This window comes from Sphingobacteriales bacterium, assembly GCA_016706405.1.
Lineage (GTDB): Bacteria > Bacteroidota > Bacteroidia > Chitinophagales > UBA2359 > BJ6.
This window is the reverse complement of sequence record JADJJT010000001.1, coordinates 330,753-347,255: the sequence shown is the minus strand read 5'-3', so window position 1 is coordinate 347,255 and position 16,503 is coordinate 330,753. Positions and strand designations below refer to the sequence as shown.

The 16,503-nt window shown below is 39.9% G+C and carries 16 protein-coding genes; 7 read left to right on the top strand and 9 right to left on the bottom strand.

The genetic code is table 11. The annotated features are described in order from the left end of the window. Positions 1 to 87 precede the first annotated feature (87 nt). Both IPI59_01490 and IPI59_01485 read right to left on the bottom strand, forming a co-directional pair. Complete coding sequence (locus tag IPI59_01490) at positions 88 to 1,296, bottom strand: PorV/PorQ family protein (protein MBK7526243.1); 1,209 nt, start codon at positions 1,294 to 1,296, stop codon at positions 88 to 90. Between the two features lie 12 nt (positions 1,297 to 1,308). Further along, the gene (locus IPI59_01485) at positions 1,309 to 1,488 is read right to left on the bottom strand and encodes a hypothetical protein (protein ID MBK7526242.1); all 180 of its coding nucleotides are present in this window, start codon (positions 1,486 to 1,488) and stop codon (positions 1,309 to 1,311) included. Positions 1,489 to 1,599: 111 nt separating this feature from the next. Between IPI59_01485 and mce the strand changes: the two genes are divergently transcribed. Continuing rightward, the gene (gene mce, locus IPI59_01480; GenBank protein ID MBK7526241.1) at positions 1,600 to 2,046 is read left to right on the top strand and encodes a methylmalonyl-CoA epimerase; all 447 of its coding nucleotides are present in this window, start codon (positions 1,600 to 1,602) and stop codon (positions 2,044 to 2,046) included. Here the strand turns inward: mce and IPI59_01475 are convergent. From IPI59_01475 to IPI59_01455, 5 genes are all read right to left on the bottom strand, one after another. Beyond that, positions 2,041 to 2,493, bottom strand: coding sequence for a hypothetical protein (locus tag IPI59_01475; GenBank protein MBK7526240.1), 453 nt, complete (start codon positions 2,491 to 2,493; stop codon positions 2,041 to 2,043). The two genes, mce and IPI59_01475, sit on opposite strands and share 6 nt — an antisense overlap. A gap of 143 nt (positions 2,494 to 2,636) precedes the next feature. Next, positions 2,637 to 3,140 carry a gliding motility lipoprotein GldH gene (locus tag IPI59_01470; protein ID MBK7526239.1) on the bottom strand — a complete coding sequence of 168 codons (504 nt, stop codon included), beginning with the start codon at positions 3,138 to 3,140 and terminating at the stop codon, positions 2,637 to 2,639. Positions 3,141 to 3,421: 281 nt separating this feature from the next. Continuing rightward, positions 3,422 to 4,798, bottom strand: coding sequence for a hypothetical protein (locus IPI59_01465; GenBank protein MBK7526238.1), 1,377 nt, complete (start codon positions 4,796 to 4,798; stop codon positions 3,422 to 3,424). A 111-nt stretch (positions 4,799 to 4,909) separates the two neighbouring features. Next, positions 4,910 to 6,019 carry a hypothetical protein gene (locus IPI59_01460; protein ID MBK7526237.1) on the bottom strand — a complete coding sequence of 370 codons (1,110 nt, stop codon included), beginning with the start codon at positions 6,017 to 6,019 and terminating at the stop codon, positions 4,910 to 4,912. Positions 6,020 to 6,135: 116 nt separating this feature from the next. Then, positions 6,136 to 7,713 carry a bifunctional metallophosphatase/5'-nucleotidase gene (locus IPI59_01455; protein MBK7526236.1) on the bottom strand — a complete coding sequence of 526 codons (1,578 nt, stop codon included), beginning with the start codon at positions 7,711 to 7,713 and terminating at the stop codon, positions 6,136 to 6,138. Between the two features lie 411 nt (positions 7,714 to 8,124). Between IPI59_01455 and IPI59_01450 the strand changes: the two genes are divergently transcribed. From IPI59_01450 to IPI59_01425, 6 genes are all read left to right on the top strand, one after another. Then, the gene (locus tag IPI59_01450; GenBank protein MBK7526235.1) at positions 8,125 to 10,689 is read left to right on the top strand and encodes a T9SS type A sorting domain-containing protein; all 2,565 of its coding nucleotides are present in this window, start codon (positions 8,125 to 8,127) and stop codon (positions 10,687 to 10,689) included. A 78-nt stretch (positions 10,690 to 10,767) separates the two neighbouring features. Continuing rightward, positions 10,768 to 11,643 carry a hypothetical protein gene (locus tag IPI59_01445; GenBank protein MBK7526234.1) on the top strand — a complete coding sequence of 292 codons (876 nt, stop codon included), beginning with the start codon at positions 10,768 to 10,770 and terminating at the stop codon, positions 11,641 to 11,643. 37 nt (positions 11,644 to 11,680) lie between these two features. Then, a complete protein-coding gene (locus IPI59_01440; GenBank protein ID MBK7526233.1) occupies positions 11,681 to 11,908 on the top strand; it encodes a T9SS type A sorting domain-containing protein in 228 nt (75 codons plus the stop codon). A 477-nt stretch (positions 11,909 to 12,385) separates the two neighbouring features. Then, complete coding sequence (locus IPI59_01435; GenBank protein MBK7526232.1) at positions 12,386 to 12,937, top strand: RNA polymerase sigma factor; 552 nt, start codon at positions 12,386 to 12,388, stop codon at positions 12,935 to 12,937. Between the two features lie 47 nt (positions 12,938 to 12,984). Then, positions 12,985 to 13,968: a hypothetical protein gene (locus IPI59_01430; GenBank protein ID MBK7526231.1), complete on the top strand. Its 984-nt coding sequence runs from the start codon at positions 12,985 to 12,987 to the stop codon at positions 13,966 to 13,968. 16 nt (positions 13,969 to 13,984) lie between these two features. Further along, positions 13,985 to 14,482 carry a hypothetical protein gene (locus tag IPI59_01425; GenBank protein ID MBK7526230.1) on the top strand — a complete coding sequence of 166 codons (498 nt, stop codon included), beginning with the start codon at positions 13,985 to 13,987 and terminating at the stop codon, positions 14,480 to 14,482. A gap of 128 nt (positions 14,483 to 14,610) precedes the next feature. Here the strand turns inward: IPI59_01425 and IPI59_01420 are convergent, their stop codons facing one another. Together IPI59_01420 and IPI59_01415 are read right to left on the bottom strand one after the other, a co-directional pair. Continuing rightward, positions 14,611 to 15,258: a PorT family protein gene (locus IPI59_01420; GenBank protein ID MBK7526229.1), complete on the bottom strand. Its 648-nt coding sequence runs from the start codon at positions 15,256 to 15,258 to the stop codon at positions 14,611 to 14,613. Positions 15,259 to 15,362: 104 nt separating this feature from the next. Continuing rightward, positions 15,363 to 16,484, bottom strand: a complete 1,122-nt coding sequence (locus tag IPI59_01415; protein MBK7526228.1) for a glycosyltransferase family 4 protein — start codon at positions 16,482 to 16,484, stop codon at positions 15,363 to 15,365. Positions 16,485 to 16,503: the final 19 nt, after the last annotated feature.

Below are 16,503 nucleotides of genomic sequence, written 5' to 3'. Positions count from 1 at the left end.
AAAAATTTACTTGCCTTTTAAACATAACAATAACAATACTATTACCGCCTTTTTTTTAATCTACCCAGATAAAAAACGATATTTTTTCTATTTGTTGTCGTCGTTTTCGGGGGTGGTATCAGTGGGGGTAAGGGGTTGCTCCGGATTTGGTTGTTGCAACAGGGGTACAGCTTTTGGCGCAGCGGGCTTATTTTTTCTTTTAAAAATATCTAACTGTAACGAAATTATATGCGAGTATATCCCTTCGGCCATACGATTGGCAGCTAAGGCGTAGTCTATTTGAATTTCTTTAACACGAAAACCCGCACCAAAATTGGGTTGTACGGCTGTGGTGCTTTGTGGGTTGCCGGCGTCGTCCATTACTTTTTGTATATTGTTAATTCCGGCGCGTAAAAATACAATATTGTTCAAGTCAAACTCAAGGCCGGCGTGGGGGTCAATGCTAAGGATGTCAGAACTTACTAAGGTATTGCGTTTGCCATCGAAGGTAAAGTCAAAATCGGCGGCAAGGGTTAGCCCTGCTTTTTTGCCCATTGGAAACCTATAACCTATGCCGGCGCTAAGTTTTTGTCCGGCCAACTCGGTGGTGTTCAGCGGTATCAAATTTCCGGATAATTGCAGTTGTGTTTGCTCTTCTTCGGTAAAACTTGTACTCCAGCGAACTGGCGTAAAGGTTAGGTCTTTAACGGTAACGCCAACATTAAGTTTTTTGGTTTTGTATAATAAAGCCACGTCTAAGCCTACGCCCCAGGCTTTGGCAAATTTACCCACTGCCCGGTGTATAACTTTGGCATTTGTTCCAATACTAATTTTTTTAAGTGTTTGGGCATACGACACCAAAAAGGCATAATCGGCTGCCGAAAAAGTGGTAATATTATTATAGTTTATACTGCCGTCGGGGGCAACTAAATTTAGGGTATTGGGTATGTCGTCAACGCCTAACCGAATGGCACTAAAGCCTATGGCGCGTTTATTGTTGGTAATTGGAGTGGCAAAAGCCACATAATCGTATTTTGCTACGCTGGCAAACCATTCGTTGTGCATTAACCCAAGTTGAAAATGTTTTAGCTGGGTAAGTCCGGCCGGATTCCAATAACCGGCATTAACATTATTGACAGTGGCAGTTTGGGTGTTTCCCATGGCGGCAGCCCGCGCACCAACGCCTATGCTTAAAAAATCGTTGCTATATTTGCGCAAGTTTTTTTGTGCCAACGCCTGAGAGGCTGTTGCTAATAATAAAAACAGAAATAATAAAAGCGAAGTAAAAAACGACTTATTCAAAAAAACAATACTCATGTGTAAAAAATCTTAAGTAATAAACAAATCAAACCTTAACCAAGTAAGCGCGGCAGGTAAATTAAATAAACTGGCACCGCATAAATTGACGCTAAAAAAACTAAATGGGTTGGTTAGTTGTTTGTTAAATTTTGCATAGCTATAGGCGCAGTAATAAAACGTGCGGGCAAAACTGCCAACAAAATTAGGCATAATTTAATTATAACGAAGCGCATATTTTCAATTTTACAAAAAGAGTGCATAAACTGTACTTTTTCATTCTTCAATCAAAACAAAGTAAAAAAACAAATGCCAACTACTAATTTGTTTACCCATGTTGAACATATAGGCATTGCCGTTAAAGATTTGACTGCCGCCCGTCTTGTTTATACCCAATTACTAAATACACCGCCCTACAAGCACGAAGAGGTTGAAAGTGAAGGGGTTAGTACTTTATTTTTTATGGTCGGAAATACTAAAATTGAGCTCTTAGCTGCTACCACCTCAACCAGCCCAATTGCTAATTTTATTGCCAAACGCGGCGAGGGGCTACATCATATAGCCTACGCCGTGCCAAATATTGTAGAGGCTATGCTGCAATTAAGTGCGCAAGGGTTTACCCTGCTTAACCCCTGCCCTAAACCTGGTGCAGATAACAAATGGATTTGCTTTATTCACCCTAAAAATTGCAATGGGGTACTTACCGAACTTTGCCAAGATAACGCTTTGCCCTTGGTTGCCCCCGAAAGATTACAACCTGCTATTTTATAAATATTCTACCTCAAATTTAACGGTATAGCCTTCGGGAAGTTTTGGCACTAACACCCAGTTCTTATGGCTTAGTATTTTTTCGCAACTGCCTTCGGCGTTCACGGTAATGTGGTAAATATATAATTTGGCTTCGCTGTCGGCAGTTAAGGTGCGGGTGTAAAAAGCGGTGCAGCCCGCCACAGATGTTTGATTACCCAAAAGTGTTTGCTGTCCAAATTTAATATAGGGCAATTGTTGCCCTTGGCAGGTTATTTCAATTAAACTATTATAGGTTTGCACATCGTCAATTACTACTTCAAATTGCTTAGGGTTAAAACAGTCGGGCATTTCAAGCGGTTGCAAATCGGTAATAGCTATGTCGTTGCTTTTTGCGCAGCTTATAACCAAACAAACAAAGGCCAAAACCAAGCTATTTAAAACTAGAGTGTTGCGGTAAACGTAGTTCATTTTTTTAGAATTAGATTAGTTGGAGGTAGAAAGGCAGGGGTAAGAGTTTTGGTCATCCATTTAGGGTATTCAGGGTTTTTTATCCGGATTAAATTTATTTTCTTTACCTGTTGTTCTTGTGTTTGAATGATAGCCAGCTCCAATCATTTATTCACTGCCTTTTCTATCCGGATGCCTACGGCCATAACACCTGCAAGCGGGTTGTCGCGCATGTCTTGTTCAATAGCAAAAGTATAATCGCCTTTTTCAGGGAATTTTGCATTTTGTTGGATGTTAAAAGGCAAAGTATAAGTGCTGCCCATACCGCTACCTTTCCATTTTCCGTCTTTTTCAGCCAGTACCAAATTAATTTGGCTGGTACTTTTTTTGCCCGATGGGTAGGTAGTGGTTAGTTTCAAGTAAATATTGCTGTATAAATAGCTTGCGTTGTGCCTTATTTGTAAATCAACGTTATACAATTGGTTGGTATCGGCAATGCTTGCCTTAAACTGTGGTATTTGCTCGTAAAGCCAGGCGGTATTGTTAATATTTTGTGTTTGCTCAAATACGCGGTTGGCATCGCAGGCAGCAAAAATGGTTACACCGGCAAATAGTAAAATAGCCCAAAAACACGTAATGCTTTTTTTTATATGCTTGTGAAACGGCATGGTTTTATAAACTTAGTTTTGTTTTAAGCGGTGATTTGTTGTGTAATTACCTAACTAATAAATAGATAGATGGATAGATGATGCGGCAACAAAAAAGGTTGTAAGATACTGCTGGTTAAGTAAAATTCCGGATTTGGTAAGGGACGAAAACATATTAGAAGTTTCATTTTTTAACTCCGGAGGTTTATTCCATTTGTCAGTTAAATTAATCGCTATTCCAATGTCCGTTAGCCATTAGCCCTTAGCCATTAGCTATTAGCCCTTAGCCTTTACTATTATTTTTACCCTACTGGCGGCGGTGGCGGTGGTGGTGAAGAAGGCGGTGTAGAATCTTTTTTGTTAAAATTCTTGTTGTCGTTTTTATTTGGCCGATTTGGATTTTTATCCTTTGGTGGATGGTTTGGATTTGTATTGTTATTTTTTGGTGGTGGTGGTGGTGGCGGCGTTTTTGTATTTTCCGGAGGGGTAACGGTTGTGTTACCTTCGGTATTAGTTGTTAAGGGCTTATTTTTTTCTTTGTTGGTTTTTTTCTTTTTTTTCCGTTTGCTTGCCGGCAATATATCTTCTAATTTGGTTTGCCCTACCCCGTCATGAAAGCCAACGGTTGAAGTTTCTTTTTCTACAAAAGCCAGGGCTTGCAAACTTTCGGGGTATTGGCCTTGTGCGTTCATAGCCAGCACTTCTTTTACCCGGTCAATTTCAAGCGGAATATACGCGGGGCTATCGGGGCCAACATACCATAATAATTGTTTAAATATATCGGTTTTAACTAAGCGGGCTTTGGCACCTTGTGCCAATTTTAAAATTTCGGCGTTGCGCGGAAACGATTTTAGGGCATCTAAATACGTGTCGAGCTCGTAGTTAAGGCAGCATTTAAGCCGGCCACACTGCCCCGACAATTTTGACTGGTTGAGGGCTAAGTTTTGGTAGCGGGCAGCTGTTGTTGAAACCGACTGAAAATCTGCTATCCACGTTGAGCAGCAAAGCTCGCGGCCACAGGTGCCAAGCCCACCAACGCGGGCAGCTTCTTGGCGGATGCCAATTTGCCGCATTTCAATACGCACCTGAAATTCGCGGGCAAACTCTTTAATTAACTCTCTAAAATCAATACGTTCGTCGGCGGTATAATAAAAAGTAGCTTTTCGGCCATCGCCTTGGTATTCAACATCGCTAATTTTCATGCGCAGTTGTAGGTTGCGGGCAATAACACGTGCCATTAGCATACTGCCATACTCAAGCGCCCTCATACTTTGTAGTTGCTCGTAATCGTTGGTGGCAGCGCGGCGCAAAATACGTGGGAGAGGGTTTTCGTCCGTTTCGGCTTGCATTTGTTTTTTGCGCATCTGAAGCCGCACTAATTCGCCGCTAAGGCTTATCCGGCCAATATCGTAGCCGCCGGTTTGACTTTCAACCACAACGGTATCGCCCGTTACAATATCAAGGTTAGCGGTGTTTTTAAAAAAGCCTTTTCGGGTGCCGTTTTTAAAACTTACTTCTACAATACGATAACGTTCGTTGTAGGCCGAGTAGGGTAAATCTGATAACCAATCGAAGGTATTTAAACGGTTACATCCACCCGTTGCGCATCCTCCACTATTGCAGCCTTTTACTTTGCTTAATCCGGTGCCACACCCCGAACCACAGGTTCCACAAGCCATAATTATTTATATGTATATATATATAGGGCAAAGCCCTGTTTTGTAAGTATTATAAGATAAAAATGCCATTTTGCCTCAACAAAATGCTATTTGGGTACAAATATAGGCCAATTATTTTAATGGTTTAAAGGTTTTATACAACATTAACGACAGGTGCATAAATAAAATGCGTGGATTAGCGTTGCGCTCTATATGGCCAATAGCCTGATTTAACAGTTGAGCAACCGCTTGTGGGGCTTGCGTATTGAGTTTAAGTTTTAGGGAAATTTGGTTGGCCATTTGCCACTCGGCGGTATTTAATGCGGGGCCTTGCGTTTGCCCCCATATTTGCGTTAAGGTGTGCCTGAAAAAATATAGGTTATACTGTAAAAAATGTTTTTGTGCTTCGCGGCCAAGTTCGGCAAATGCTTCAACGGTTTTATACATGCCGGCAACATCGGGTTTTAAACATACTTGCCACCATTGCAGCAGTAAGTTTTGATAGTCGTTTTCTGGGGCATCTAAAAGGTGGATGGCCGTATTTAAATTGCCTTCGGCAACGGCAGCAATAAGTGTTGCCTGTTGTGGCGAGGTTTGGTGAAACTGAGTCAGATATTGAGCAATTTCGGCATCGGTATAGCCCGGAATTCGGAGGATTTGTGTGCGCGAAACAATGGTATTTAATAGTGCATCCGGATTTTCGGCTACCAAAATAAACAAAGTATTATCAGGTGGTTCTTCTAATAATTTAAGTAAGCGGTTGCCCTCTTTTCCTAAAAATTCGGGTCTCCACATAATTAGTATTTTGTATTTTCCTTCGAAAGCGGTAAAGCTAAGTTTTCTAAAAATGTCTTCGCATTCTTCTACGTTAATATTGCCTTGTTTATTGTCGGCGTTTATTGTTTGCAGCCAATTAAAAGTGCTAAGGTGCTGGTTTTCGCTAAGGGCTTGGCGCCATGGCTTAATAAAGTCGGTACTTTTTGCCTTTGTGCCAACGGTTGGATACGAAAAATGAATATCGGGATGTATAAATTTGCTACTTTTATAACAAGCATCGCAATTGCCGCAGCCCCCCGTTGTTTGTGGATTTTGGCAGTTTACCATACTTGCGTAAGCAATGGCTAAAGGCAAAGCGGCGCTTCCTTCGGGGCCAATAAATAGCTGGGCATGGCTAATACGCCCTCGTAACACCGAGTTTGCCAAATGCTGTTTAATGGCAGTATGGCCTAATATATGTTGCATAATATTATAAGCAGCCTATTGGCGGCAGTTTGAATTAACAAGTTCAAGCCGAGCGCACAGTTAAAATAAAATGGCAAATGGTTTTGGCAGTTTGATTTTATTCTTCCGGAATTTTTTTACCAATAAGTTATTACAACTTTGCGGGTATCGTTGGTAATGTCGGTATTGGCCTTGTTAATTTTTATTATTTCCGGATTTTTTTCGGTAAACCAGTCCATATTTTTTTCACCTCCGGTAAGCAAAAAGTCCGGAACTACAATTTTGTAAGTTGCAGTTTCAGAAACAGGTTGTTTCTTAATAAGCCAGGTGTTTTGTTGTTTTTCAATTTGGGCGTATTGTAAATAGCCGCCGCTTCCTTTGTTTATTTCGCCGGTATCAAGTAGTTTTATTAGCAGGCTGCCCTTCATTTCAACCTCCGAGATGCCGCCGCCAAAGGGCAAAACCCGTAAAATATCGTATTGGGTTATTTTGCCTACAAGTTGGTCGTCAATGCGTATTGAGCCGGTATTAAGCAAAGCGGCATCGGCGGTAGGGTAGGCTTTTAAAAAGGCATTGGCAATAATGCTTGCCAAATTAGTGGGTTGTATGCGCACATAGGCTTCGCGGCCTTCGAGGGGGGCATTTTCGGGTATAACGGCTACTACTTCGTCGGTTTTAAAGCCTTGGCTTGCAAAATTGGCTTCGCCAATCTGAACCCATTTATTTACAACGGCTGCTGTTGCCGGGTCGTCAGATAGTTTGTCGGTAATGCTTTGCAGGTTTGAGCGTACTTGCAAGGTTTTGTTTGTTCTATTGTAGCTTAAGGTATGTATATAAACTGTTTTTGCATTGGCATCGGCTTTGGCAATACTTGCGGTGCCAACTTTGTGCAGCATATTTTGGTGCTCGTGGCCACCAAGCCATAGTTTAACTTCGGGTATTTGAGCCGCTATTTGCATATCCTCTTCAATGCTTTGGTGGGTTATGCCAATTACAAAATCGGTTTGTTTAGCTAAGCGTTTATACATTTCGCGGGCTTTTACAAAAGCGTCGTCGTAGTGCACATAATTAGCTTTGTTAGCAGGCAGGGTAACACCAATAACACCAATGCGCAAGGTGGTGCCGTCGGCATCGGCGGCCTCAATTACATAAACTTCGGGCAGAGGGGTGGCTTTTCCGTTTTCGTCTATTTTGGCAAATGGCTGCTGCGGGTCTTTTCCAGAGGGTACGTGTTTTACATTGCTGGCCACCCAAACAAATTTCGATTCGTTAAGGCGGCTTTGGAGGTCGGCCTCTTTAATATCAAACTCGTGGTTGCCAAAAACAACCAAATCAACGCCCATGGTATTCATAACATCAACCATTTGCGCCCCGGCAATACGTTTGCCTTCGTTTTTTACCGTTCCTAATACCGATGGACTTAAAAAGTCGCCAGCTAATATAGTGAAGGTGTTTTTATTTTTTTGTTTTAGCTGGTTGCGCAGTTGTGCTACCCGTGCCATACCGCCTACTTTGCCATTTTCGAGGGGGGTAATTTCGTAAACATCGTTCATTTGTAGCAATACAACTTCAATTTTTCCGTCATTTTTACCGCTAAGTTTGGCCTTGGTTTGGGTTTTTTTGCTACTTGGGCAAGCAGTAAAAAGCAATAAGTGGCATATTAAAATAAAAAACCACAAAAAGGTATTTGGCAGAGATGTATTTTTCTTCATCATAAAGCAGCAGTGTTTTTTTTTGATTACATAATGAACATAAGAATAGATAGGATAAAGCAAGTTGATACCTACTAATCTAATCGCAAAATTACACATAATAATGGGTAGTTTTCATTTTTGTACCATTTTATCCGGATGTTTTTTACCTGCCTAAGGCCGTACTTCGCATAAATAAACAACTATCGTTAGGCAAACAATATTTCCGGATATTTTTATCACCACCCCTTGCAACTAAATAAAAAATGCGTTAAATTTGCCGCTGTTTAAATATAATTTTCATTTTAAATTTTAAAAATTATGTGTTACAAAAACAAAAAGCTGTTTCAATACAGCCAGGCGTTTGTTGGTAAATTAACTAACACATTATTCACTTTTACATATATGGGGGGGGGGTATAAGTACCTTTTATATATGTTGTTATTTATTGGTTTTATGGGCAGTAGCCCAACGGCAAAGGGGCAATGCACCGGAATAGATGCCGTTTGGATAAACCACACCATTTCTGGAGGTTCTTTTTCAAACATGGATATTGGGGTTAATGGCATATTAACAATTACGGGTGGCGTAGCCTTTAGCAACTGTACTTTAAAACTAAGTCCCAATGCTGAAATACGAATAATAGGAGCAGGTGATTTGGCAATTACCCAATGTACCTTACATGCATGTACAAACGAAATGTGGCAGGGAATTACAGCCGATGCGCTTACTTCGCTTCGTATGAAATACTCGAATCTACATGATGCTGAAATTGGCGTTTATGCTAAAGGGGATGCTGCCATATACATTGAAGAAAATGTGTTTGACCATAACTTTAGACATATAAAACTTCAAAATTACACCGAACCTAGAGCAGTAACGTTAAGAACTAATACCTTCCAATCTACATTAGTTCCGGCAAGTTTACACCCTGGTTTTCCTGCTGTGTTTTTAATAGTACCACATAGCAGCAATCCGTTTCCTTTACAGCGTACAACCATAGGTATCGAGTGCGATAATGTTGATAATGATGTGGTAATTGGCGATGAAACACTATCAATATACTTAAACGTTTTCGACAATTTAGAAATAGGTATTTACGCGCTAAATTCGCAAATAGAAATTCGCAACAATCAATTTGATAATATTCATCCTGATATTGTAAACGACCCTTTGTTTGATAAAAAAGCAGCAATTAAAGCTGAAGCAGATGGAGGAAGTTTACCCGATTCAAGAATATTAATTGGCAGCGGTGAAGAGAATTCTACCAATTTTTTTAACAACTCCTATAACGGCATTTACATAAGTCGCCCCGTTATGGTAGAAATTAATTTGAATGAGTTTTTTAACATCGATAATATTGGTATTATTTGCTCAAGCATATTTGCAAATACAATTTTAATAAAACGGAACGACTTTGTCAATGCATTTAATGGTATATCTATTAACAACTGTGGAACCTCAACAGCTTCAATAATCTGTAATTCTTTAATCGAATCAGACCCTTGCAATGCCGGATCTAAATATGGTATAATAGATTTAGGTTTGACCGGCAGTGCTAAGCACACCATAGAAGCCAATGAGGTAACTGATTACGAAATTAATATTTTATGCGCAGCATTAACCTCACCATTAATAAACGGGAACGAAATTTACATAAATTCAAATTGTGGTGTAATGCCAACTATTTTAGATGGTATTAAAGTAGTAAGTTGCACAACACCGGCTATTAACTTTAATTACATAACAGGCAATAGTTTGTACTCTAACTCTGAGGAATCTACAGGCATAAAAATGGTTCAAAATGTAGGTGGATTTGTTAAAAATAATGAAATGAAAGGGTTAGGTGCGGGTTTTGCCGGATGGGGAAATAATGGACTAGTAAACACTTTTGTAAATGTTATGCAAGATAATATTATAGGACTAGTGCTTGGTTTTTCTGGTAATATTGGCCCTCAAGGCTCTGCACCATCGCATCCATCTTTTAATCAATGGAAAACCAATGCTTCTTTAGATTGTTATGCGCATACTTTTACAGATGGCAGTTTATCTACTATTTTTTGGTTTAATGATTTGCCTTGGCACAACCCCAATCCAATTGGTGCAGATGGAACTAGTATAGCAATAGCTGAATTTCAATTGTTCGTTATAGATCAGGTGTTTTACCCATTGCCCTATGCTGGTAATGTATGTAATGAAATTGATGGCGTAATAAGCACCGAAAGCGATTCATTGAACCTCGGAAAATGGGCTGAAACTTTAACTATTTATGCTAATAACGAACAAAACTATATGTTATACCAGGCCGAGCAAACATGGTGGGATGATTGGCAAAGTTACCAACTAATGAGCCTACGCCCCCAGTTAGTTAATTATAGCGAAACACTAGCCAACTATTACCTATCGCTGCAAGAACGTCCACTTAGTCAGCTATTCGAATGGCAAACTCAATTAATGCAAAGTTTAAGCAGTCAATATGATAATACATATTTTGAAAATTTTAGTAATTCATTGTCCGCTATAACCCCGAGCAATAAACAAGAAGAAAATTTACAATATGTATCTAGTGCATGGCTGCAATCCCTACAGAACAATAACGAAGAGTTAAGTGTTGAAACCAAAGAAACGTTAATGACTATAGCCCAAACCTGCCCTTTTGAGGCTGGGCCTGCCATCTATATGGCAGCGGCTTTAACGAATACTTCATTTAACGATATATCTCTATGCAGTTACAATACCTCAGACAAAGCCACTGGTACGAAGCAAAACAATTCTTCGCCTATTCTTTTAAAGGTAATTGATAAGCAACTATATATACATACCTTACAAGCTGTTACAATAAATAGCCTTGAAATTTTTGATGCTTTGGGCAGAAAAGTAGCCCAAAGCACCTTAAACGATATGCCTATCGATTTAAGCCATTTGCCCAATGGGTTGTATTGGTATAGAATACACACTGCTACTAATACAGTTGAAACTGGAAAAATAATATTACAATAAACATTTAGTGCTATTCTTATTTGCTTGCTGTTTACAGCAAGCAAATAAGAATTTGTGTTTGCAAAAATTCTTATTATTATGAAATTATTTTTATTATTGCTTTGGCAATACAGTATTCCGTTTATAAACCCATCATTTGAGGGTGTTCCAAAAAATGAGATATGGGAGGGCACTATAGCATTAGGTTGGGATGTTTGTATGCCAACCCCCGATTTAGTAGGATATTATGATTTTGCATTATCTAAGCCAACAGATGGGCTTTGTTATATTCAAATTGCTTATTTTCCTGATTGGGGAAACGAAAGTTTTATGCAAAAACTTAGCTGCCCCTTAGTTGCCCACTGTCAACATAGTTTTTATGTAGATGTCTTTCGCTATTATACCGGGAAATCGTCGAATCTTATAAATGGCAATTTATTTTTATGGGGGGGTATGCAGCCCTGCGCTAAAGACCAACTGCTTTGGGCGGGCGCAAAATCGGGTTATAGTTTAGAAAGCAGTATGTGGCATAAAGATACTATTACCTTTATACCCAACCAACACTACCCCTATATGCTATTTGAGGCAGGTGAGGTAGACCCCAACATAACGTCAGCAGTAATGCTTGATAATTTATCACCCATTTATATAGATACCAATCCCGCTATTGATTTACAAGCAGAGAACACCACTATTTGCAAAGACAGTTGCACAATAATATGGGTTCCCTCAAATAGTTTCGATAAAAGTTTATACACCATTACATGGAGCAGTATTCCAGAAGGGTATAGCAATAATCTAAACGTATCGGGGGTTACGGTTTGTCCCACAGAAAACACCTATTATGTGGTTTATGCCACTAATAAAAAATGTAATAGCCTTGTGTTAAGCGATACCCTATTGCTAACTGTAAAAAAATGTACCCCCAAGATACCACCACCAATCCCCAAGACACCTTTGGCTACCAACCCGTAAAAGGGCTACGCGCTACAAGCCGCCGGATGGGTGGGCTTTGTTTCCAAACATAGTTGCGGCGGGTGGTTCGGTTAATATACACGCGCCCCAAGCAGGGCAGTTGGCTTTGTACAATACTCTGGGGCAGTTGGTTTGGTCGGTTGTCGCTATTCCATCCGGATATAATGCTTACAATTTGCCCAATAATTTAGCCCAAGGCATGTATTATTACCATTTCACGCCCAATCATCCGGAAGAAGGAAAAAAAACCTGTAATAGTGGGTAAAATTTTGTTGGTGGGTGGGTAGATAGGTATAAGCGTAGTTTACTTGTAACTACGCAAGGTTGTCGTCTAAATTTTTTTTGTTTTACTCGGCACTAAAGCCCCCCCTTTTATCTTGTTTGACGTATCTCCGAACTAAAGGACAGCGTTTGAGTGTGCGCTACCTATTAACTCCACCTTTCAAGGCGGTGAATGGCTATAATGATTGTTAATAAATTGTATATTGCATATTTTTAATATTTGAATGGTAATGTTTACGCTATCCGGATAAAAGGACTTTATTTATCTTAATCAGCTTTGCAAACACAACAACCTTTTGTATTGGCGAAATTAAAAATTGTAATATAATAAATAAGCGAACTAATTTGAGATGGCAACTATTAGTAAAAAGCTGTACCTTTAAGCCGTTTTTAGACTAAGAAGCCTCGCGCCCAAGCAGTTGTTTATACATTATTTATAATTTTATTTCCTACCCACCTCATGTCGGCATTTATTAGCGACCAAGAAATTTTAGAAAAATTTACACACGATGGTACCAAAGCTGCCGCATTTACAGCCTTGGTAAACAAATATCACGAGAAGGTATATTGGCACGTGCGGCGTATTGTGCTTGACCACGAAGACGCAAATGATGTTTGCCAAAATATATTTATTAAAGTTTGGAATAATTTGCACACGTTTCAGCAAAACTCAAAACTTTATACCTGGCTGTATCGTATTGCCACCAACGAGTCGCTTACCTTTATGAACCAACGCAAACGCCGCGATACCGCCCCGCTTGAAACCAACGAGTACGACTACGCCGCCCAACTACAAGCCGACCCTTACTTTGATGGCAACGAACTGCAAATTAAACTGCAAACTGCTATTGCAGGCCTTCCCGAAAAACAACGGATGGTATTTTTAATGCGCTACTACGAAGAAATGAAGTACGAAGATATGTCTGAAGTATTAGATACCTCGGTTGGCGCACTCAAGGCATCATTTCACCATGCAGTTAAAAAAATTGAAAAATACATGAAAGAAGTTTAAACCTTATGTAAAAAAAAACATCAAAGCAAGAGTAAAGAAATTAAGAAATGAAAGCCAATGTAAATATATCGCTACACAACGAGTTACTACAAAATACGCCCTATTTAGCCGAACTGCTAACTGCCGATAATAAGCAGCCGTTTAGCGTGCCAACCGACTATTTTAACCAGTTACAACAAAACGTGGCTGTTGCCGTTGGCATTACTGCCCCCGCGCAACTAACAAATGAAGTGGCCCAAATTGCCGCCCAACAATCATTTGCTACCCCCACCGGCTACTTTAACCAACTACAACAAAACTTGCTGAACGAAGCCGACCTCGATGCCGACACCAAAACCATTGATGCCATTGTAAAACCATTACAACAAGACCAGCAACAACAAACACAACCATTTGCAACACCCGCTAACTATTTTAATGGCGAGTTTGCCACCCAACTGTTAGCCCAGCTAAATGCGCTTGAGCAGCCACAAACCCCCTTGCTAAACCATGCCGCCCAAAAAAGCCCATTTAGCACCCCCGCCAACTATTTTGAACAATTAGAAACCCAAATTTTACAACAAACCGCTGGTATAGGCCAACAACAAAAAAGCGAATCCCCAAATAAAGTGGGTAAAGCAGGCAAAATTGTACCTATACGCCAAATTTGGCAAAGCCGAGTTATTCGTTATGGCCTGTCGGCGGCGGCAATGCTGGCCATGTTTGTATTTGGTATTCAGTTTTTTAATAATAACGATAACAACAATTCAACCCAATCTAATACCGAACAAATAGCCGACATCTCAAATGCCGATTTCTCGCCGAATATACCCCCCGAACTTGTTATGCAAATGGCAACTTTATCAAAAGATGCTATCGATACTTATTTAGAGGAATTTGGCGAAACAGATTGGGAAACAGAAGATATATTAATGCGCAAAACAAATCCGGATAAATTGAAATCAAAAATAATTCCAACCGATATTAATCCGGATGCCATTAAACAAGTCTTAAAAGAAGAAAACATCGAAGCAATTTTAGACGAAATTTAAGTAAAAAAAAGACCTTATGACTACAATGAAAAACCACACCATCAATTTTCCCATATTTTTCCGGATGTGTTTGCTGCTTTTAACCCTTTATGTAGGCGTAGGCAACTATACTGTTTTTGCTGGTAATGGCAACAACTACGCATCGGGCAGCACCATGTTTGCTAATTGTGTTTTTATTGAGGGCGACCAACTGCAAGACGACTTAGAGCGCATTAAAGCCATGAAACTAAGTTATATAACGGCACAAGTTGGCCTTACCGCCGAAGAAGCACAGCAATTTTGGCCTGTGTACGACCAATATTACGATGAAATGCGCAAAGCCCGCAAAGAGGTTGACAATGACCCCAATATTGCCGAGTCAGATAAAAAAATAGCTAAAGAAGAAAAACGTTTGACAATTAAACGCAAATATAACGCCAAATTCAAATCTATAATTGGCGAAGACAAAGTTGCCAAACTCTATAAAGCAGAAGAAGAATTTATGCAGTTACTGCGCGAAAGTTCGGGAAGATAATAAGTTGTAAAAAACAAACTATTGTATAGCTGTTACTTTTAATAAACACCTACTCAAAATTAACAGTTCGCTGCCTGCCTTTGCTTGCCTAAGGATAGGCAGTGTTTTTTTTAGGTATATTGGTTCATTTATTTGCTCATCAAAGCGCTAAAAATAAACATCAGTCGCAGTGAAACCAAATTGTTAAACTGCCGGCACTGGCGTTCGTTTTCAGGCGGGAAAGGATAAATACACATGCGCCCCGCCGGAAACAAACTGTACTGATACCTAAAACCAATACCCAAAAACGGTTTAAAATGGTAAGCCACATCGGCAAAATAACTTATTTCCATTTTTTTGGGCGTGGTAGGTGTGTAAAACAACTCGCTAAAATCTTCGCCATCTGTTAAATATTGGTACGACAATAACCGCGACAAGGCCAAGCCACCACCAAAATAAAACCCTCCTTTAGCGTCGTGGTAGCGCACCCACACCGGCACCTCGGCATAATGCCATTTAAGCATACTATGGCCAAATTTATTAGCGCCAATTAAGGTGGTAGCGCTGCCTTTTTGGGTAAACAACACGTCAAGCCCCAGCGACCAGTTGCCTTTAATTTTAAACTGCCCCGTTACCCCCGCCTGAAGCCCAAATTTGTTGTAACCAGCCATGCCGTCGCCATCTATTTGACTAAAATTGCTGCCAATTATGGCACCTCCCTTAAAAGTTTGCGCCAAAACAGTTTGGTGCAAAACAACAAAAAAACAGCAAAACAAAATATAATTGTATATACGCATTATTTTATTTGTTATTAATGTAATGTAAAATGTGTTAAGTTTGTTCTAAAATTATTTTGGGGGCAAAATTATTGTTTTAAATTTATAGTTTTTGTTAAATTGAGCTATATATACTCCTTGGTAAACAACAATAAATATTTATTTTTATTACTTTGAACCGAATAATTTTGTAAAACAGTTTGCCGGCCGGCTTGCCCTAATTTTTGCCTTGTTTGTGGGTTTAAAATTAAGGCTTCGAGGCAATTAAACCACTCTTCAGGAGTTTGTGCCAATAACCCGTTTTGTTGGTGTTTTACTATTTGATTATTTACCCCTACTGGCGAAACCGCCGCCGGAATGCCCAACGCCATATACTGCAAGGCTTTAAACCCGCATTTCCCTTGTTCCCATTCGGTGTTATACAAGGGCATTACCCCAATATCAAAGCTAAGAAGGTCGGCAATTTCGGTTTGTTTTTGCCATTTCACAAATTGCAGCCATGGGGCAGTAAATTTTGGAGGCGTGTTGGCAATAATGCGCAGTTGCAGGTTTAAATGTGGGTATTTTTGCACCAACTGGGTTATAACGGGGTAAAGCGGCTCTAAAAAATATAGGGTGGTATGTGTGCCCGTCCAGCCAATAACAAGCGGCTGCGGTGCTTGTGCTTGGGTATGATTTTTTTGCGGATGGTGAAGGTTGTCTGTGTCAATAGTTGTGGGTATAAGGCGCACATTTTTATTGTATTGCATAGCCCAGTTACATAAAAACTGGTTGCCACAGGTTACAATACTTGCCCATTTGCAAATTTTAGCTGTTTTGGCGTGGTATCGAAACCAGTTAAACCATTGGTTTATTTTAGCCCCTTGTTTGTCGTTAAATTGGGGCCGCCAAATGGCATCGTCAAAATCGAAAATAAGGGGTTTGCGCGCTATTTTAGTTGCCACCCACTCGAACCACGGAAAGCCAAACGGCGTGGCCTCGCGATAAAGCCAAATATGGGTAAATTGGTATAGTTTGAAGAGCAACAATATCCGGATAAAAAAGCCGCGCAAAACAGCCATCACTTTGGCAAAATAGTTGCCCGGCTGGTATAAAACGGCATAACTATCGGGTGTTAAAAAGGCAAATATTTGGTAGTTAATATCGTGCTGGTTTAAATAATTTAAATACTGCTCGAACCTAAACCGTTGCCCCGGAGAAATACCTTGCGGGTAAGGGCAAACAATGGCAATTTTGGCTTTGGGCATGTAAAGTGTGGGTTTGATG